The organism is Sphingobium fuliginis (assembly GCF_004152845.1).
Lineage (GTDB): Bacteria > Pseudomonadota > Alphaproteobacteria > Sphingomonadales > Sphingomonadaceae > Sphingobium > Sphingobium fuliginis.
Map to the genome: position 1 here is coordinate 699,801 of NZ_SEON01000002.1, position 19,020 is coordinate 718,820.

The 19,020-nt window shown below is 66.6% G+C and carries 16 protein-coding genes; 8 read left to right on the forward strand and 8 right to left on the reverse strand.

The genetic code is table 11. The features are described from left to right. Window positions 1-57 precede the first annotated feature (57 nt). The 4 genes from EWH10_RS08130 to EWH10_RS08145 all read right to left on the reverse strand — a co-directional run bounded on the left by EWH10_RS08130 (window position 58) and on the right by EWH10_RS08145 (window position 4,588). Complete coding sequence (locus tag EWH10_RS08130) at window positions 58-423, reverse strand: hypothetical protein (protein WP_025547345.1); 366 nt, start codon at window positions 421-423, stop codon at window positions 58-60. A gap of 209 nt (window positions 424-632) precedes the next feature. Further along, complete coding sequence (locus EWH10_RS08135) at window positions 633-1,463, reverse strand: sulfite exporter TauE/SafE family protein (RefSeq protein WP_025547343.1); 831 nt, start codon at window positions 1,461-1,463, stop codon at window positions 633-635. A 329-nt stretch (window positions 1,464-1,792) separates the two neighbouring features. Then, window positions 1,793-2,695, reverse strand: coding sequence for a phasin family protein (locus tag EWH10_RS08140; protein ID WP_044661357.1), 903 nt, complete (start codon window positions 2,693-2,695; stop codon window positions 1,793-1,795). 153 nt (window positions 2,696-2,848) lie between these two features. Continuing rightward, window positions 2,849-4,588 (reverse strand): PHA/PHB synthase family protein, encoded by a 1,740-nt coding sequence (locus EWH10_RS08145; RefSeq protein ID WP_044661356.1) that lies wholly within the window; start codon window positions 4,586-4,588, stop codon window positions 2,849-2,851. A 139-nt stretch (window positions 4,589-4,727) separates the two neighbouring features. On the opposite strand from EWH10_RS08145, the gene EWH10_RS08150 reads away from it, so the two are divergent. The 3 genes from EWH10_RS08150 to EWH10_RS08160 all read left to right on the forward strand — a co-directional run bounded on the left by EWH10_RS08150 (window position 4,728) and on the right by EWH10_RS08160 (window position 7,183). Continuing rightward, window positions 4,728-5,936 carry an LL-diaminopimelate aminotransferase gene (locus EWH10_RS08150; protein WP_025547340.1) on the forward strand — a complete coding sequence of 403 codons (1,209 nt, stop codon included), beginning with the start codon at window positions 4,728-4,730 and terminating at the stop codon, window positions 5,934-5,936. A gap of 237 nt (window positions 5,937-6,173) precedes the next feature. After that, window positions 6,174-6,650: a DUF2721 domain-containing protein gene (locus tag EWH10_RS08155; RefSeq protein ID WP_025547338.1), complete on the forward strand. Its 477-nt coding sequence runs from the start codon at window positions 6,174-6,176 to the stop codon at window positions 6,648-6,650. Continuing rightward, window positions 6,647-7,183 (forward strand): (2Fe-2S)-binding protein, encoded by a 537-nt coding sequence (locus tag EWH10_RS08160; RefSeq protein ID WP_044661355.1) that lies wholly within the window; start codon window positions 6,647-6,649, stop codon window positions 7,181-7,183. Before EWH10_RS08155 ends, EWH10_RS08160 begins: the two co-directional genes overlap by 4 nt. 21 nt (window positions 7,184-7,204) lie before the next feature. On the opposite strand, the gene EWH10_RS08165 is transcribed toward EWH10_RS08160, so the two are convergent. The 3 genes from EWH10_RS08165 to EWH10_RS08175 all read right to left on the reverse strand — a co-directional run bounded on the left by EWH10_RS08165 (window position 7,205) and on the right by EWH10_RS08175 (window position 11,202). After that, the gene (locus tag EWH10_RS08165) at window positions 7,205-8,014 is read right to left on the reverse strand and encodes a DODA-type extradiol aromatic ring-opening family dioxygenase (RefSeq protein ID WP_065847509.1); all 810 of its coding nucleotides are present in this window, start codon (window positions 8,012-8,014) and stop codon (window positions 7,205-7,207) included. Between the two features lie 94 nt (window positions 8,015-8,108). Then, window positions 8,109-10,676, reverse strand: a complete 2,568-nt coding sequence (locus tag EWH10_RS08170; RefSeq protein WP_044661353.1) for an HWE histidine kinase domain-containing protein — start codon at window positions 10,674-10,676, stop codon at window positions 8,109-8,111. Then, window positions 10,669-11,202 (reverse strand): biliverdin-producing heme oxygenase, encoded by a 534-nt coding sequence (locus EWH10_RS08175; RefSeq protein ID WP_037481584.1) that lies wholly within the window; start codon window positions 11,200-11,202, stop codon window positions 10,669-10,671. The genes EWH10_RS08170 and EWH10_RS08175 overlap by 8 nt, the downstream gene beginning before the upstream one ends. A 226-nt stretch (window positions 11,203-11,428) precedes the next feature. Here EWH10_RS08175 and EWH10_RS08180 point away from each other — a divergent pair, with 226 nt between their 5' ends. The 3 genes from EWH10_RS08180 to EWH10_RS08190 all read left to right on the forward strand — a co-directional run bounded on the left by EWH10_RS08180 (window position 11,429) and on the right by EWH10_RS08190 (window position 13,817). Next, window positions 11,429-12,361 (forward strand): RcnB family protein, encoded by a 933-nt coding sequence (locus EWH10_RS08180; RefSeq protein ID WP_065847511.1) that lies wholly within the window; start codon window positions 11,429-11,431, stop codon window positions 12,359-12,361. Between the two features lie 114 nt (window positions 12,362-12,475). Continuing rightward, complete coding sequence (locus EWH10_RS08185; RefSeq protein WP_044661351.1) at window positions 12,476-13,153, forward strand: prolyl hydroxylase family protein; 678 nt, start codon at window positions 12,476-12,478, stop codon at window positions 13,151-13,153. Window positions 13,154-13,346: 193 nt separating this feature from the next. Then, a complete protein-coding gene (locus EWH10_RS08190; RefSeq protein ID WP_025547327.1) occupies window positions 13,347-13,817 on the forward strand; it encodes an RcnB family protein in 471 nt (156 codons plus the stop codon). Window positions 13,818-14,035: 218 nt separating this feature from the next. Here EWH10_RS08190 and EWH10_RS08195 read toward each other — a convergent pair whose 3' ends face one another. After that, on the reverse strand, window positions 14,036-15,616 hold the full coding sequence (locus tag EWH10_RS08195; RefSeq protein WP_044661350.1) for a lysine--tRNA ligase: 1,581 nt from the start codon (window positions 15,614-15,616) through the stop codon (window positions 14,036-14,038). 241 nt (window positions 15,617-15,857) lie between these two features. On the opposite strand from EWH10_RS08195, the gene EWH10_RS08200 reads away from it, so the two are divergent. Beyond that, window positions 15,858-16,214, forward strand: a complete 357-nt coding sequence (locus EWH10_RS08200) for a PilZ domain-containing protein (RefSeq protein WP_044661349.1) — start codon at window positions 15,858-15,860, stop codon at window positions 16,212-16,214. Between the two features lie 53 nt (window positions 16,215-16,267). Continuing rightward, the gene (locus EWH10_RS08205; protein WP_130029936.1) at window positions 16,268-19,003 is read left to right on the forward strand and encodes an ATP-dependent DNA helicase; all 2,736 of its coding nucleotides are present in this window, start codon (window positions 16,268-16,270) and stop codon (window positions 19,001-19,003) included. Window positions 19,004-19,020: the final 17 nt, after the last annotated feature.

The window sequence follows — 19,020 nt, forward strand, 5'->3', positions numbered from 1 at the left end:
AACCGGTTTTGCGCACGATGCTCCGGCGGCTCTACCACCCTCCAGCCCATGTCATGGTCAGCGACCGGAACCGTGGACCCGCACCTGCCCGGTGCGATAGCCCTTCTCGCGCATTTCCTTCGCATAGTCGCGGCGGGCGTCGGCCAGTTCCGCGCGATATTCGTCCCAGGCGTCGCGCTCATCCTCCGCATCGGTGGCGTGGCGCAGGTCGTGGGCCAGTTCCTTGCGGGCCTCCGCAACATCGGTGCGATAGTTGAACCAATATTTATTCTGCACGCCCGCAATCGGCGCGGGCAGGGTCATGTCGTCCTCCATCGCGGCGAGCCTTTCCTCATAGCTCATCGCGCCATGGGGCATGGCCGTTGCGGAAAGCGGCGCCATGGCGAGCATGGCAAGGGCGCTGGCGACAGTCGAGCGTTTCATGTCTCTTCTCCTCTTCCTCGTCCCGATGGGGGGTCAACGTGCGAGGAAAGGGATTTTGCGCATGAACGGTTGTGCAGAATGGATGAAGCGCATCCCTGCGGCGACCGGCGGAAAAGAGAAACCGGCCGGAAATAACCTTATTTCAATAGGTTATGGCAAAATCCCGCCCATGGCCCTTGCAGCGGCCATGGGCGGGAAGGGGAAGCGGGTCACATGCGGATCGCGTTGCGGAACATGACGAAGGCGATGATCACCAGATAGACGCCGAAGATCTTCTTGAGCGGGGCGGCGGGCATGGCGTGCGCGACGGCGACGCCCAGCGGCGCGGTGAGCACGGACATGGAGGCGATGGCGAGCGTCGCGGGGATGTTGACATAGCCCAGCGATCCCCAGGGCAGGCCGCCTTCCTTGAGGCCGATCAGCGCGAAGCCGATGGCGCTGGGAATGGCGATGAGCGTGCCGATGCCCGACGCGGTGGCGATGGCGCGGTGGATCGAGCGGCCGCACAGCGTCATCACCATGATGGCGATGGTGCCGCCGCCGATGCCGAGCAGGGCGGAGAAGGTGCCCAGGCCCCCGGCGATGCCGACGCGGGCGATGCCCGAGGGCATGGTGTCGCTGATCACCTTGCCGCCGACCTTGGGCAGCAGGAAGTTGAGCGACATCAGGAACACGCCGATCGCGAAGATCATGGTCAGGATGCGTCCGTCGACATGGCCGGCCAGCAGCACGCCCGCGCCGTCGCCCAGGATGATCCACGGCGCCCAGGTCTTGAGCACCTCGAACTCCACCGCGCCGCGCTTGGCATGGGCGAGGAGGGAACGGATCGACGTCACGATGATCGTCGCCGCCGACGTGCCGATGGCGACATGGGCGATGGCGTCATGCGTGCCGCCCAGCAGCGGCAGCACCACGAACAGCGCAGGCACCACCACGAAGCCGCCGCCGATCCCGAAAATCCCCGCCGCGAAACCGGCGAACAGTCCCGCCCCCAGCATCGCGACCAGCGGCAGGAGCCAGGTCATCACGTCACCGTGCATCAGCGCTGCTCCCCTGCCGGTGCCGTGCGGGCGGCGTTATGGGGAAGATGCCCTGGTGGATCAAGGCGGCGGAAGCTGTGCAATCGACCATGATGGAAACCCATGCCTCTCTTCGGCGGAATGTAAGTGGCGGGGACGATCAACTGCCCCACATCTTCCCAAGACGAACGACGTTGGGGAACCCGCAAAGGAGAGGCGCAATATTGTGGGGGAGCGGGAGAGGATGCGGGTGGATTCCAGCGCCCGGACCGGGCATCTGCGCGCTGCGCAAAAAAGAAAACGGCCCCGATCACGGAGCCGTTTCCCTGTTTCAGAAAACCGAGGGGGGATCAGGCGGCGAGCGCCTTCACCTTGTCGGTCACCACGGTCACGCGGGCGGTCAGCGGCGAGGCCACGTCGCCGGCCAGCTTCATCAGCGCTTCGCTGCTCTTGGCCGCTTCCTTGGTGAATTCGTCGAAGCTGCTGGAGAGCAGCTGGCTCTGGAGCTGGAAGAATTCGGTCGGCGTCTTCACGGTCGAGAAGCTCTTGAACGAGGCAGTCGCCTTTTCGAAGCTCTTGCGGCTGTAGTCCACGGCTTCCTGGCCCAGGGTCTCAAAGCCCTTGGCCGCGATCTTGCCGGATTCGACCAGCGCTTCGACATTGCCCTTGGCGATGTCGCTGAACTCCTCGATCGCCTTGGTCGACTTCTCGACGCTCACCTTCGCCTTCTCGTTCAGGTCGGCATAGACCGTTTCGAGCTTGGCCTTGGTTTCTTCAGCGAATTTCTTTCCGGTCTCGATCACGTCGTTCATCATCTTCGTTCCTTCTGTGGCGGGCAGCAACATGGGCTCTAGCGGCCCGGCCTTGGACGACAGGCTCTTCCATAGCTCCGGTTCGGTCGGCGTCGGTTCCGCAACCGGCTCAAACTTCGGCGTCTTCACCGCCGGCGCCGCGGCGACGGGGGTGGGTTCGGGCGTCGCATCCTTCACCAGCTCGGGCTCAGGCGCGGCGTCGACCGCCGTGGTCGCCGCGATCACCGCCACCGGATCGGCCTTCGCCACGGGCGCCGGCCTGGCGGCCGGAGCGACGGGCTTGGGCGGCGCCGGTTTCCTGACGGCGGGCTTCGCCTTCGTCGGGGCCGGGGCCTTGATCGCAGCTTCGGCGGCCTTGAGCGCCTCACTGGCGGACAGGGTCGACGACGACGCCTTCTTGGCGGCAGGCTTCTTACGCACTGGCTTTGGGGTAACGGCCATGGACCAACCTCCATTTGTTGCAGTGCACAATATAGGGATCGAAATGCGGTTGCAAGTGTTTTTGTGCAGTGCAACAAAATTGCCTCATACGGCCCGTCGCTGCAACGAGGCGGGCTGCCGCAAACCCTGTCCCCCCTGTCCCATGTGAAGGAACTAACGGGTTTTCACATAGCGGCCGGGCGCATCCTCAATGGCCTTGAGTCGGCCCCTGCCCGGGCGGCGGGCGCCCTTCACCGGGACCGTGGCGGGGGTCTGCCCGCGAATCCACTCGATCCAGTCGGGCCACCAGCTCCCCTTCGTCTCCTTCGCCTGTGCAAGGAAGGCCTCCAGGGTGGGCTGCGATTCGGTGCAGGTCCAATATTGATATTTGCCGGCGGCGGGCGGGTTCACCACGCCCGCTATATGCCCCGACCCCGCCAGCAGGAAACGGATCGGGCCGGAGAAATGTTCGGTCAGTTTCCACACGCTTTCCAGCGGGGCGATATGATCTTCCCGTCCTGCCTGCACATAGGCGGGTGTCCTGACCCGGCGCAGGTCGATGGGCGTGCCCGCGACGCTGATCGCGCCCGGCCGGACCAGCAGGTTGTCGCGATAGAGCTGGGTCAGATAATCCCTGTGCCAGCGCGCCGGCAGGTTGGTGGTGTCGCCATTCCAGTAGAGCAGGTCGAAGGGCGGATAATCCTGCCCCAGCAGGTAATTGTTGACCACATAGTTCCAGATGAGGTCGCGCCCGCGCAGCAGGTTGAAGGTCGCGGCCATGTAGCGCCCGTCGAGGAAGCCGCCGGAGGAAAGCTGCTCCACCATCTTCATCTGCTCGTCATCGACGAACAGGCTGAGGTCCCCTGCCTTGCTGAAATCGACCTGGGCGGTGAAGAAGGTGGCGCTGGCGACCTTTTCTCCCTCCCCCCGCGCCGCCAGCAGCGCCAGTGTGGCGGCAAGGGTGGTGCCCGCGACGCAATAGCCGATGGCGTGGGCGCCGGGCACGCCCAGCAGGTCGCGCACCGTGTCGATCGCGTCGATCTGGCCGTTCAGTATATAATCGTCCCAGACCAGGTCCTTCATCGAGGCGTCGGCCGATTTCCACGACACCAGGAAGACGCTGATCCCCTGGTCCACGGCCCATTTGACGAAGCTTTTTTCCGGCGACAGGTCGAGAATGTAGAAGCGGTTGATCCATGGCGGGAAGATGATCAGCGGCGTTTCCAGCACCTTGTCCGTCGTCGGGGCATAGTGGATCAACTGGTAGAGCGGCGTTTCCCTGATCACCTTGCCCGGCGTGGAGGCGATGTTGCGGCCAAGCTCGAACGCCGTGCCGTCCGTGTGGGTGAGCTGGCCCTTTTCCAGATCGGCCAGCATGTGCTGGAGGCCCTTGACCAGATTCTCGCCGCCGCTCTGGATCGTCTTCTGCACGACCAGCGGGTTGGTCAGCGGGAAATTGCTGGGGGCGATGGCGTCGAGCAGGCCGGTGGTGGCAAAGCGCAGCTTTGCCTTCTGCTTCGGATCGACGCCGTCCACCGCGTCGGCCAGCTTCATCAGATAATCCGAGAGCAGCAGGTAACTTTGCCGGATCAGGTCGTAGAAGGGATGCTCGGTCCAGGCCGGGTCGGCGAAGCGGCGGTCGCGCGCGGCGGCGGGGCTGCCCGAGGGCGGCGGCTCCGGCTGGTCGCGCAGCAGGCCGCCGGAATCCAGGAAACGCTGCCACAGCGCCAAGCCTTCGTCGGCGAAGCCGGTCTGGATGCGCGCCACGGCTTCGGGATCGAAGGGCAGCGTGCGCCCGGTCGCGCCCGCCGCCTGTTCCAGCAGCAACTGCTGCGCCCGGCCCAGCACCTGCGTCCATTGCTGCATGTCCTCCAGCGTGGGGAGATGGGGTTCCATGACGTCCTGTGCTTTCATGGCCACCTTCCTTCGCCTGGCATGGTCCGGTCCGCCGCTTTCTCTGGCGTGTCGCGGGCTGGCGGGTTATAGCCGGATCGTGACAAGCCGAATGCGCGTCACGCACTATTCCTTACAGCGAGCTTTCAGGAAAGCCCCAATGTCCGAAGAATTCTACCGCATGAAGCGTCTGCCGCCCTATGTCATCGCCGAAGTGAACGCGATGCGGGCCGCCGCACGCGCCGCGGGGGAGGACATTATCGACTTAGGCATGGGCAATCCCGACCTGCCGCCGCCCGACCATGTCATCGCCAAGCTGTGCGAGGTCGCGCAGAAGCCGAGCGCGCACGGCTATTCCCAGTCGATGGGGATTCCGGGGCTGCGCCGGGCGCAGGCCAATTATTATGGCCGCCGCTTCGGCGTCGATCTGGACCCGGAGACCGAGGTGGTCGTGACCATGGGGTCGAAAGAGGGCCTCGCCAGCCTGGCCACCGCGATCACCGCGCCGGGCGACGTCGTGCTGGCGCCCAATCCCAGCTATCCGATCCACATGTTCGGCTTCATCATCGCGGGCGCGACCATCCGATCCGTGCCGACCACGCCGGACGAACATTATTGGCAGTCGCTGGAACGGGCCATGGCCTTCACCGTGCCGCGTCCGTCGATCCTCGTGGTGGGCTATCCCAGCAATCCGACGGCGGAGACGGTCGACCTCGCCTTCTACGAGCGGCTGGTCGCCTGGGCGAAGGAGAACAAGGTCTGGGTGCTGAGCGACCTTGCCTATTCCGAGCTTTATTATGACGGCAATCCGACGCCCTCCATCCTGCAGGTGCCGGGCGCCAAGGATGTCGCGGTCGAGTTCACCTCGCTCAGCAAGACCTATTCCATGGCGGGCTGGCGCATCGGCTTCGCCGTGGGCAACCGGCAACTGATCGCGGCGTTGAAGCGGGTGAAGTCCTATCTGGACTATGGCGCGTTCACGCCGATCCAGGCGGCGGCCTGCGCGGCATTGAACGGGCCGCAGGACATCGTGCAGAAGAACCGCGAACTCTACCACAAGCGCCGCGACGTGATGGTGGAGGCCTTTGGCCGGGCGGGCTGGGACATTCCCGCGCCCAAGGCGTCGATGTTCGCCTGGGCGCCGCTGCCCCCTGCCCTCAAGGACATGGGGAGCCTGGAATTTTCCAAGCAGCTCCTTACCCATGCCAAGGTCGCGGTCGCGCCGGGGGTCGGCTATGGCGAGGATGGCGAGGGTTATGTCCGCATCGCCATGGTGGAGAATGAGCAGCGGCTGCGGCAGGCCGCGCGCAATATCCGGCACTATCTGAAGTCCATGGGCGTCAACACGCCGGCCAAGGGCGCTGCCTGAGGAATATAGGCCTGAGGAATATAGGCCTGAGGAATATAGGATTGCGCTCCTGCGGAGGCGCTGAAGCGGGACAGGCGGCTCGCATTCAGCCCGGTTCGGAGGGTTGAGTGATGCCCGGACGGCGGAACTGGGCTCCTGCCTTCGCAGGCGCGCGTTTCCTTCAAGTCATGATGGCGTGAGTCCCATGCCATCATTTCAACCCTTGCCATTTCCTTCGCGCTGCGCTGCTGTGAAACGATGATCGCACTCCCCCAGGTTTCCCAGGTCGCACAGACTATTCAGCTCGCTTTGGCTCCTGTCTTCCTGCTTGCGGGTATCGGGGCGTTCCTGAACGTCTGCGTCGGGCGGCTGGCGCGGATCATCGACCGGGCGCGGAAGGTGGAGGAGAAGATCCTCGCGTCCCGCGGCAAGGAACATGACCGGATGGTCAGCGAAATCCGCGTGCTGGACCGGCGGATGAGCGTGGTCAATGGCGCGATCTTCCTGTCGGTGGCGTCGGCCTGCGCCGTCTGTCTGGTGGTCATCCTGCTGTTCGCGGCCAATCTGTTCGGGGTGCATCTGGGCACGCCGATCGCGATTCTCTTCATCCTGGCCATGGTGTTGCAGGCGGCGGCCTTCGGCACCTTCATCCAGGAAATCCGGCTCGCCTCGCGCACCATCCACATCCGCAACGAGGTGCTCTACCACAAGGTCGAGGAAGAGGGCGCGGGATGACGAAGTTCACGGTCAACGACCGGCCCGTCCAATATCGCATGGACCCGGCGACGCCGCTGCTGTGGGCGCTGCGCGACGCATCGAACCTGACCGGGACGAAATATGCCTGCGGCACGGGCGATTGCGGCGCCTGCACGGTCGACATAGACGGGGAAGCCGTACGCTCCTGCCAGGTGACGATCGCCGCCACGGAGGGCAAGTTCGTCACCACCATAGAGGGATTGTCGCCCGACCGCGGCCATCCGCTGCAACAGGTGTTCGCGGCGGACAATGTCTCGCAATGCGGTTACTGCATCCCCGGCGTCATCATGGCGGCGTCGGTGCTGCTGCGGCGGACCAGCGATCCGGGCGACGAGGAGATCGACGCGGCGATCACCAATATCTGCCGGTGCGGCATCTATCCCCGGTTGCGGGGTGCGATCCAGCGGGCGGGACGGGTGATGCGGGGCGAGGAAGTGGTGGACGCCGTGCCGCCATCCGGCATCACGCCGGACGAAGCGGCGAAGGCGGTTCCGGCGCTGCGGAAGCCCTGAGGCCATCCGCGTTCCTGCGGTTCAGCCGAAGCGGTAGCCCGACACGGCCCAGCCCAGCACATTGCTGGCGTGGTCGCGCACGGCCGCATCCTCCCCGCCCGCGCCCAGGGCGACCATCAGCGGCAGGAGATGTTCCTCGCGCGGATGGGCGAAGCGGGCATGGGGCAGGTCGGCCCAGGCGGCGACGCGCTGCGCCCGGCTGGCCGGATCGGGGTCGGTGACGGCGGCGGTCAGGGCTTCGTCCCAGAGCATCGAAGGCTGGGTCGCCTGTGCGCCGCGCACGCGCAGATTGTGGAAGCTCATTCCCGATCCGATGATGAGGACGCCCTCGTCGCGCAGCGGCGCGAGCGCCCGGCCTGCGGCGAGATGCGCGTCGGGATCGAGATCGCCGCGGAGCGAGAGCTGGGCGACGGGGATGTCGGCCTGCGGCAGGGCGACCTTCATCGGGATGAAGACGCCATGGTCCCAGCCGCGCTCATCCTCCCTGCCGGTGGGGAAGCCCGCCTGTTCCAGCAGGCCGGCGGCGCGGCGGGCGAGCGCGGGCGCGCCGGGCGCATCCCAGCGGAGCGCATATGTGTGCGGGGGAAAGCCGTAATAGTCGAACAGCAGGCTGGGCCTTTCGCCGTCATGGACGGTGAACCGGCTTTCCTCCCAATGGCCGGAGACCAGCAGGATCGCACGGGGGCGTTCGGGCAGGGTCGCGACGATGCCCGCCAGATAGTCCTGCATCGGCTGCCACATCGGGTCGCAATGCGGGCGATCGGGGTCGCTGGGGTCCATGAAGAAGCAGGGGCCGCCGCCATGGGGGATGAAGAGAGTCGGTTGTCTCATGCCCAGGAGATCGGATGGATTTGAGCGCGGCGCAAGCGGGGCGCTGGAAACGGACTGTTTCGGGTGGGGCGTGAAAGGCGGCGGCGGGCGGCCCTCAAGCTCCGTTTTCTTCCAGCACGGGGGCGATGGCCTGGGCCAGAGTGGCGCCGGAATAGGGCTTTTTGAGCAGGGTCACGTCGCCGAAGCGTTCGGGCAGGTCCAGCCCGTCGCCATAGCCGGTGGCGAAGAGGAAGGAGACGCCCTTTTCCGCCAGCAGTTCCGCCACGGGAAGGCTGGTTTCATTGCCGAGGTTGAAGTCCAGGACCGCCAGATCGACGTCATGGTTCGCGATCGCATCCCGCGCGCGGCTGACGCTGGCGGCGGTGATCACTTCGGCGCCGAGGTCGCGCAGCGCGTCCTCGCCATCCATGGCGATGATCATATTGTCTTCGACCAGCAGGACGTTGCGCCCCTTGAGCAGCGTCGGCGTGGGCGCCGGGGCGGGGCTGGCGCGTTCGATGCCGACGACGTCGGGCAGGACGGAGGCGACATGGGCGGAGGGGATGCAGAATCGCGCCTCCAGACCGGAAAGGCGGTAATGCACCTCCGCCCGGCCATCGAGATCATAGGGGATGGACCGTTCGATCACGGTCGATCCGAAGCCCCGGCGGGTGGGCGCGACCACGGCCGGCCCGCCGCTTTCCCGCCAGTCGAGCAGCAGGCTACCGTCGGCATCGACCCTCCAGCCGATGGCCACGCTGCCATTGTCGGACAGAGCGCCATATTTGGCGGCGTTGGTCAGCATCTCATGGATCACCAGCGCCAGCACCGTGAAGGCGGCCGGGGTGAGCAGCACATTGGGACCGGTCAGCTTCACCCGGTCGCGCCGTTCGGCCAGATAGGCGGCCGATTCCACCTCGATCAGGTCGTAGAGCCGGGCGGGCGCCCAGCGGTCGGCGGTGATCTGGTCATGGGCGCGGGCCAGGGCGTGGACGCGGCTTTCCAGCGTGTCGATGAACTGGTCGACCGATTCGGCGCTGTCGCGGGTCTGGGACAGCAGCCCCCGGATCAGCGAGAGGATGTTGCGGACGCGATGATTGAGTTCCGCGATCAGCAATTCCTGCTTCTCATGCGCCTTCTGCCGTTCATCATGGGCGGAATCGGACAGGCGCAATATGACTTCCAGCAGGGCGGTGCGCAGCGCCTCCGCCACGCGCAGTTCGGCGGCGGTGAAGGGCACGGCGGCGCCGCGCACCAGTTCCGACCATTGTTCGAAGCTCTTGCGCGGGGTCAGGCGGGGGCCGTTGGGGCCATATTCGATATGCTTTTCCGGGCTTCCCGCCCAGCGCACCGAGCGGAGCTGTTCCGCCCGGAACAGCACCACATAGTCGCGCGGGCGGCGCGAGAGCGGGATGGCGAGCAGCCCCGCCGCCCGGTCGGCATGGGCGGACGATTCGGGCAGCAGGCGCGCCATATGATCGGTGGTGAAGACCTGGCCGGCGGCGGCCCGGTTCAGCATGGCGACGATGGCGGCGAAGCTTCGCTCGTCCGGGGCGAGGCCGGAAAAGGTCATCTGGCCGTCGATATAGACGCCGACGCCGTCGGCCGGGATGGTGTCGAAGATCACCTCGCCCAGCCAGCGGGCGTTGGACAGCAGGTCATGGTCCTGCGCCACCGCCGACATCAGCCGGTCGGCCACCTGCCGCGCCTTGCCCTCATAGGCGGAGGTTTCGCTGCGCTCCCGGTTTTCGAGCATCATCGAGAAGATCTGGCCGAACAGTTCGGCGGCGCTGCGCTGCGCGAAGCTGGGCAGGCGGGGGCCATAATGGTGGCAGGCGAACAGGCCCCAGAGCCGCCCTTCGACGACGATCGAGATGGAGAGCGAGGCCCCTACCCCCATATTGCCGAGATATTCGATATGGATGGGCGACACCGCCCGCGTCAGGCAGAGCGACATGTCGAGCGCGGCGCCAGAGGGGTCGAGCTGCGGCACGATGGGAACCGGCTGCGCCTGCACGTCCGCGATCACGCGGAAGATGTTGCGCAGGTAGAGCGCCCGCGCCTGCGCCGGAATGTCGGACGCGGGATAATGCAGGCCGAAGAAGCTGTCGATGCCGGGACGCAGCGCTTCGGCCACGACTTCGCCGTCGCCGCCCTCCGCAAAGCGATAGACCATCACCCGGTCGAAGCCCGTCAGCGCCCGCACCTGCCGCGCGCCGTCCCGCAGGAAGGCGGCCATGCCCTGCGTCTGGCCGAGCCGCGACACCATGGAGCGGACCATGCTGCTGGCCTCCATCTCGTCATGGGACGCCGGTTCGGCCTCGATCACGACCAGCGATCCGGAGAAGTGGACGGCGACGTCGAACGGCGCGATCCCGTCGACCAGGGTGAGGGAGAAGATGCGCTCCACCGCGTCGGGGCCGCGCAGCAGGGTGATGCGGTTGCGCAGGGAATGGACCGCCTCCCCGCTGAAGATGCCGCTGATCGGCCGGCCCAGCATCTGTTCGGGCGAAAGACCGATATGATCGGCGCTGTTGGCCGACACGCGCGACACCAGCCAGTCGGCGGTCAGCGCGATCAGGAAACCGAAGGGCTGGACCGTGCCCAGCACATGGATCGGCTCCCGGTCGCAATTGCTGAGGTCGACGGCGAAATCCTGGGCCGGGATATTGCCGTCAGCCATGGACGGGCGCCACTTCGCCCCTGGCGGCGGCGGCGAACAGATCGAATGCGGCCTCCGCGCCGCGAATCGCGTCGCCGATCCATGGCTGGCCCCCATCGGCCGCGGCTTCATCCAGTCGTCGCTGGAAATCCGCCCAGCCGCCCTTTTCATGCACGGCGGACAGATAGGCGCGCGGCAGGCCGGGGCCGACGCGGCGGGCGAGCATGGCGCCGCCCAGGCGCGATCCTTCCAGCGTGTAGCGCAGACCCCAGCGATAGGCATCGGACGGGGGCGCCGGCGCGGCGAGCGGCGCGGGCTGCGGTTCGCCCAGGGCCGCAAGGTCCCGGGTCAGCAGCGGCAGCCGCGGCGCATCGGGGCGGGTCATCCGCTCCAGCGGGGCGAGCGCCCGGGCATGGGCCTTCAGGAAGGCGGCATAGCCGGGGCGATCGTTCAGCGAAAAATGCGAGAACAGGTCGTCGACACGCTGATGGCTTTCCATCGTCGCTTGGCGCAGGGCCTGTCGGGCGCTGCCGGCAGTGGGCGTTATCGTCACCCCGCATTCCTAAGGGGCTTTGCAGGGGCGCGCACTGATCTGGATCAGCTTTTGCCTTCCTTCGGTCACATTTCCGGGGATTTCGGCGCAAAGCAGCCTTTGAGGCGCCGCCGGGGATTCTTTCAAATCGCTGACAGACAAGTTCAGCATCGTGACATCGCACAAGTCCTAAAAGCGACATATGAGGGGCGAATGGCCCCGTGAAACAAAGGCGAACGGCATGTTGAGGAAAATGATGCTGGCGGGCTTGATGACCGCGACGGTACTGGGCGGGATCGCCCCGGCCTATGCCCAGCGGGGCGACGATGGCGGCTGGCGCGGCCGTGGCGGCGAACGGGCCGGCCGGCCCGAAGGCGGCCGTGGCGGCCAGGGCAACGGACAGCCGCAGCGCCAGTGGCAGGGCGGCGAAATGCGGCAGCAGCGGCCGGAACGGCCGGCGCAGGTCGCCCAGCCGCAATGGCGCGGCAATGAGGCGCGGCCCGACCAGCGCGGCCCCGCGACGGTCACCCGCTGGAACCGCGACCAGCAGCGCTTCGAGACCACACCCCGTGGTGGCGAAAGAGGTGGCGGTAATTGGGGTGGCGGCGACAGGGGCGGCGGCAACTGGGGCGGAAACGACCGCGATCGGCAGAACTGGCAGGACAATCGGCGCGACAATGACGGCCGGGACTGGAACCGGAACGACCGGAACCGCAACGACCGGGATCGGGGCGGCTGGGATCGGCGCGACGACCGCAACGACCGCCGCTGGAACGATGACGACCGGCGGTGGAATGGCGGCAATCCGGGCTGGAACAACGGACGGCGCTTCGACGACCGCACCCGGTGGCAAGGACAGAGGCGGTGGGACAATGGCTGGCGCAACGACCGGCGCTATGACTGGTACAGCTATCGTTCCCGCTATGGCGACCGCTACCGGATCGGCCGCTATTATGCGCCGCGCGGCTGGAACTATGGCTATTCGCGCTTTTCCATCGGGATCTTCCTGAACAGCCTGCTCTATTCGAACAGCTACTGGATCGACGATCCCTATTCCTACCGCCTGCCGCCGGCCTACGGCTCGCTGCGCTGGATTCGCTATTATGACGACGCGCTGCTGGTCGACATACGCGACGGCTATGTGATCGACGTGATCCACGATTTCTTCTGGTGATGCCGGAAGACATGCGCTCCTGAACTGGCCTTCAGGACATACTGGACCTGGGACGGCGACGTTCCAGGTCCTTTTCATTTGCGCAGGGGCGCGGGCCGGTGGCAGGAGAGCGGCATGAGCGAGATTGTTGACGATGGCGGGGTCGCCTCCGCGGCGCGGGCGCGGATCGGGGAGACGGTGCGGGCGCGGCTGGAGCGCAATCCGATGGTCAGCCGGATCGATACGCCGCAGCTTGAAATCTATGGCCGGCACGAATTTCTGAGCGCGGAGGAATGTGCGGGCCTGCGGGAGCTGATCGATGCGGGGGCGCAGCCCTCCACCCTGTTTTCCGGCAGCGCCAATGCCGATTACCGCACCAGCGCGAGCTGCAACCTCAGCCCCTGGAGCCCGCTGGTCGGGGGGATCAGCGACCGCATCTGCGCGCTGATGGGCCTGGCGGCGGAGCATGGCGAGACGCTGCAGGGGCAGCGATACCAGCCGGGCCAGGAATATAAGGCGCATTGCGACTATTTTCCGGTGACGGCCAGTTACTGGCCGGCCATGCTGAAGACCGGGGGACAGCGGAGCTGGACGGCGATGATCTATCTCTCCCCGGTGGAAGCGGGCGGGGAGACGCATTTCCCGCATTGCGGGTTCATGGTCCCGCCCGTCGAGGGCATGCTGCTGATGTGGAACAATATGGAGCGGGACGGATCGCCCAACCGATCCAGCCTGCACGCCGCGCGCCCGGTGGAGCGGGGCACCAAATATGTCGTCACCAAATGGTTTCGCGAGCGGCCCTGGACGCCCTGATCCCCGGACCGCCGGCCCCGGCGGCCCCTGATACAAAGTGCGACATAAATGACTGATTCCTGACCGTTTCATTCCCGGCGTGTTCAGGTGGCGGGGTGCATATCCGTCTTCGTGGTCGGCGGAACCGGTCGGGCCGGGGAAAGTTCTCCCCTCCCCCACCGCACTTCAGCCGCCAGGCAATGGGAGAAGACCTATGCGTAAATTGATCATCTTGGGCCTGATGGCCGCTACCGTCATGCCGGGGGCCGCCATGGCCCAGTCCCGCGCGGAGGTGCGCGACAGCGCCCGTGAGCTGCGCCACGAACAGCGCGACCTGCGCGATGCGCAGCGCTACGGCAACCGGCGCGACGTCCGCGAGGAGCGTCGGGACGTGCGCGAAGCCCGGCAGGAATTGCGCGAGGACTGGCGCGATTACCGCAGGTCGCACCGCGACGTCTATCGCGGCGGCAACTGGCGGGCCCCCTTCCGCTACAATCGCTGGGAAGTCGGCGCGCGGCTTCAGCCCAACTATTATAATTCGCGCTACTATATTTCCGACCCCTATCGCTATCGCCTGCCCCGCGCCGGCGCGAACCTGCGGTGGGTGAGGCATTATAACGACGTGCTGCTGGTCAATGTGCGGACCGGCCGGGTGATGGAAGTGCATCGCGGCTTCTTCTGGTAAGAGCCGCCAGGCGTGAAAAACGAAACGGCCCCCGGAAGATCCGAGGGGCCGTTTCCTTTTGCGCTATGGCGCTTCCGGTCCGTTTACCCCCCTTGGCCGCGCCGCTCGTTTCCGGGCGGGCGCGGCCGATGGCGCGCGCTGGGCGCACCATCAGTCCGAAAGGGGGTGGACCATATGCCGAAACGCCCCGCGCCCCGTTATGTTCCGCCGTGCGCCGCTCAGGCGGCCAGGGCCTCCGCGATCAGGTGGCGGCTGTTTTCGATGCCGTAGAGCGCGATGAAGCTGCCCATCCGGGGCCCCTGGTCGGCCCCCAGCAGGGTCTGGTAGAGCGCCTTGAACCAGTCGCGCAGTTCGGCAAAGCCATAGGCTTCATCCTTGCCGATGGCATAGACGATATTCTGGATGTCCTCCGCCGAGGCGCCTGCGGGCAGGGCGGCGAGTTCGGCGTCCAACCTGCGCAGGGCGGCGGCTTCGCCTTCGGTCGGCGCGCGGCGCTGGAGCGTCGGGGCGACGAAATCGCGGTGATAGGCGAGCGCATGGCCGATCAGCGCGTCCAGTTCCGGATAGCTTTCCGCATTGGCGTCGGCGACATAGTTCTGGAGATAGCCCCAGACCTGTTCGCGGCTGGCGTCGCCCATCACGCCGACCAGATTGAGCAGCAGGCCGAATGTCACCGGCAGGCGGCCCTGCGGCAGCTTGCCGTCATGGATATGGTGCACCGGATTGCCGAGTTGCTGTTCGACCGGCTGGTTCGGATAATTGCCGCGGAACTGCCAATATTCGTCCACGGCGCGGGGGATCACGCCCATGTGGAGCTGCTTCGCCTTCTTCGGTTCGCGATAGGCGTAGAAGGCGAGGCTCTCCTGCGGGCCATAGGTCAGCCATTGTTCCAGACTGAGGCCGTTGCCCTTGGACTTGGAGATCTTTTCGCCCTTCTCGTCGAGGAACATTTCGTAATTGAAGCCCTCGGGCGGGCGGGCGCCGAGCGCGCGGCAGATCTTCGAGGATTGGGTGACGGAATCGATCAGGTCCTTGCCCGCCATCTCATAATCGACGCCCAGCGCGACCCAGCGCATCGCCCAGTCGACCTTCCATTGCAGCTTCGCGCCGCCGGACAGGATCGACCGTTCGATCAGCTCGCCCTCATCCTCGAAGCGGACGAGGCCGGCGTCGGCGTCGATCACCTCGACCGGGACCTGAAGCACGATGCCGCTTTTGGGCGAGATCGGCAGGACCGGCGAATAGGTCGCCTGCCGTTCCTTGCGCAGCGTCGGCAGCATGATGTCCATGATGTCCCGATAGTGGCGCAGGACATTCTTCAGCGCGTCGTCAAAGGCGCCGGACCTGTAGCGCTCCGTGGCGGAGACGAATTCATAGTCGAAGCCGAAGCGGTCGAGAAATTCCCGCAGCATGGCGTTGTTGTGATGGGCGAAGCTTTCGAACTTCCCGAAGGGATCGGGCACCTGCGTCAGCGGCTTGCCCAGATGCTGCGCCAGCATCGCCTGGTTGGGCACATTGTCCGGCACCTTGCGCAGCCCGTCCATGTCGTCGCTGAACGCGATCAGGCGCGTGGGGATGTCCGACAGCGCATGATAGGCGTTGCGGACCATGGTGGTGCGCAGCACTTCGTTGAACGTGCCGATATGCGGCAGGCCGGAGGGGCCATAGCCCGTCTCGAACAGCACATAGCCCTTTTCGGGCGCGCCGTTCTGATAGCGCTTCAGGAGCTTGCGCGCTTCCTCATAGGGCCAGGCCTTGGACGCCTGCGCGGCGGTGCGGATGAGTTCGGACACGGTCATGATGCATGCCCCCCTAAGCATTTTCGCGGCCGTTGAAAACATCTGACGACTCGGAAAACATCATGCGGCGGAAGGAACGGCAAAGGCTTCATTAATATAGATCAAGCTTCATTTTGGACCCGACGCGGCGATTCCAGGTGCCGAAATGGAGACGAATGGCGGCTTTTCCCGCCAGCTCTTTAACTTTGATTAACCCTGTTCAGGCATATTTATCGGGAGCTTAGGGGGCTCAGGAGGGACTATGCAGCCGCGCAGCCGTCACAGAATAACGGTCGATATACCCGTCGTCGTGACGACGGTGCTCGACAGCGTGGAAGGAATGATCGTCGACCTGAGCGAGGGCGGCGCGCAGATTGCGGGCTGCGGCCTGCCGGTGCGCAGCCAGTGCCAGATCGACTATGAGGGCCATGTCGTGTTCGGCACGGTGCAATGGTCCGAAGAGGACCGCATGGGCATCCGCTTCCCCTATGAACTGACCGACGGACCGCTGTTCGACCGGCTGGAGATCGCACGGGCCGCGCGGCTGACGCCGACGGCCTTTCAGCCGCGCATGCCCGGCGGGCGTCCGGGGAGCGGTTTCGGGCGTCGGTTCGGCTGAATCGGGCGCTTTTTCAGGTTTCCCTTTTGTTCCCGTTCGCCTAAGCGGGAGAGGTGATCGACCCCGCTGCCCTGCCCGCCCTTCACGCCAGCCATGGCGGTATATGGCTTCGGGAAGGGGATCGGACCGCAGCGGTCGCCAAGGGCACCGCCATCGCGCGGACGGCGGAAACGCCGACGCTGCTGCTGAACGCGCCGCTGACCGGGCAGCGGCTGGGCTATCCCGATTTGAATGGCCTGGACCTGCTGGAATTGTGGGCCTTCATCCATCCCGCGCGCTTTCTGGTGCCGACGCCCAAGGGGCTGGCCGAAGCGCTGGACCTGCCTCGTCCGGCGAGCGAGGCCGACATTCCCCAATTGTTGCAGGCGGCGACCGGCGCCCTGCTGGCGACGCTGGAAGCCCCCGCATGGACCGAGCGCGAGGGCGGCTGGACGGCGGCGCAGTCGCTGCACCGGTTGCGCTGGCCATGGGCGCCGCTGGTGGCCGGGCGCATCGCCCAGCCGAAGGAGGCGGAGCGTTGGCTCTTCTCCAAATTGCCGGAATGGGAGGAGAGCCCACCCCGCCCTGCCCCCCGTTCGGTATCGCTGCAACCCGACGCGGTGGTGGCGCGGCTGGAGCAGTTGACCGGCGCGGGAGCCGAAGCGCGACCGGGACAGCGCGCCTATGCGGCGGCGGCGGCGGAGGTGTTTCGGCCCAAGGCGCATCGCGACCAGCCCAATATGCTGCTGGCGGAGGCCGGGACCGGGATCGGCAAGACCCTGGGCTATCTCGCCCCCGCATCCCTCTGGGCCGGGGAGGCGCAGGGGACGGTGTGGATTTCCACCTTTACCAAGGCGTTGCAGCGGCAGTTGGACCGGGAGAGTTTGCGCCTGTTCCCCGATCCCGCCGTGGCGGCGAAGCGGGTGGTGGTGCGCAAGGGGCGGGAAAATTATCTCTGCCTGCTGAACCTGGAGGATGCGCTGCAAGGCGGCTTTGCGGGGCGCGCGGCGATCCTGGCGCAACTGGTGGCGCGCTGGGCGGCGTTCACCAAGGATGGCGACATGATCGGCGGCGACCTGCCGGGATGGCTGCCGACCTTGTTCCGGCGCAACGGCTCCACCGCGCTGACCGACCGGCGGGGCGAGTGCATCTATGCGGGCTGTCCGCATTACCGGAAGTGCTTCATCGAGCGATCGGCGCGGGCTTCGGCCGATGCGGACATCGTGATCGCCAATCATGCGCTGGTGATGATCAACGCAGCGCGGGGGCGGGAAACGGGGCAGGCCCCGCAGCGCATCGTGTTCGACGAGGGCCATCATCTGTTCGATGCGGCGGATTCGACCTTTTCCGTCGCCCTGTCGGGGCAGGAAGCCATCGAGCTGCGCCGCTGGGTGATGGGGCCGGAGGGCAATTCGCGGGGGCGTCGTCGGGGTCTGGCGGCGCGGCTGTCGGACCTTGCCAGCTATGACGAGCAGGGCGGCGAGGCGATCCGGGCGGCGGCGGAGGCGGCGAGGGCGCTGCCGGCCGACGAATGGCTGAAGCGGATCGTCGCGGGCGAGCCGTTCGGGCCGGTCGAGGAGCTGCTCGCGGCGGTGCGGGGCACGGTCTATGCGCGGGCCGCCGATGGTGGCGAGGCGGATGCAGGCTATGGGCTGGAGACCGAGCTGGCGGAACCTGACGGCGCGCTGGTCGAGGCGGCGCAGGAGGCGGCGCGGGCGCTGGACGCGCTGCTGCGGCCGCTGACCCATCTTGGCAAGCGGATGGAAGCCGTGATCGAGGAAGCGCCCGACTGGCTGGACGGCGCGGCGCGGGCGCGGGTCGAGGGGGCGATTGCCTCGCTTGGCTGGCGGCGCGATCTGGTGACGGCCTGGCTGGCTCTGCTGGCGCGGATCGGCGGGCCGGCGGACGCGGATTTCGTGGACTGGCTGGCGGTCGAGCGGATCGAGGGGCGGGAGTTCGACATCGGCATCCACCGCCACTGGCTGGACCCGACGCAGCCGCTGGCGCAGGCGGTGCTGAAACCGGCGCAGGGCGTGCTGATCACATCCGCCACGCTGAAGGGCGGCGGCGACTGGGACAATGCGGCGAGCCGGAGCGGGGCGACCCATCTGCCGCGCGGGGCGGAGCAGTTCGAGGCGAGCAGCCCGTTCGACTATCCGGAACGGTCGGAAGTGCTGATCGTCACCGACATCAAGCGCGGCGACATTGCGGCGCTGTCGGGCGCCTATGCCCGGCTGATCGAGGCGGCGGGCGGTGGGACGCTGGGGCTGTTCACCGCGATCCGGCGGCTGCGCGCGGTGCATGCGCGGATCGCCGACCGGCTGGCCCGGGCGGGGCTGCCGCTCTACGCGCAGCATGTCGATCCAATGGATACGGGCACGCTGATCGATATTTTCCGTGACGATCCCCGCGCCTCGCTGCTGGGCACCGATGCCTTGCGCGACGGGGTGGACGTGCCCGGCCATTCGCTGCGGCTGGTGGTGATGGAGGGGGTGCCCTGGTCCAAGCCCACCGTGCTGCACGCGGCGCGCAAGCTGGCGGGCGGCGGAAGCGCCTATGACGACCGGCTGATCCGGGCGCGGATGGCGCAGGCCTTCGGCCGGCTGATCCGACGGGCGGAGGACCGGGGCAGCTTCGTCATCCTGTCCGCCGCCATGCCCAGCCGGTTGTTGAGCGCTTTCCCCGCCGGCACGCCGATCCGCCGCCTGACGCTGGACGAGGCCATCATCTCGGTCAGCGGGCAATCCCGCGCTGGCCTTAACGGTAATGCAACGCTAGGGCTTCAGGGACTCGAATCCGGCACCTGGTGACTGTGTTTTCGTGATTT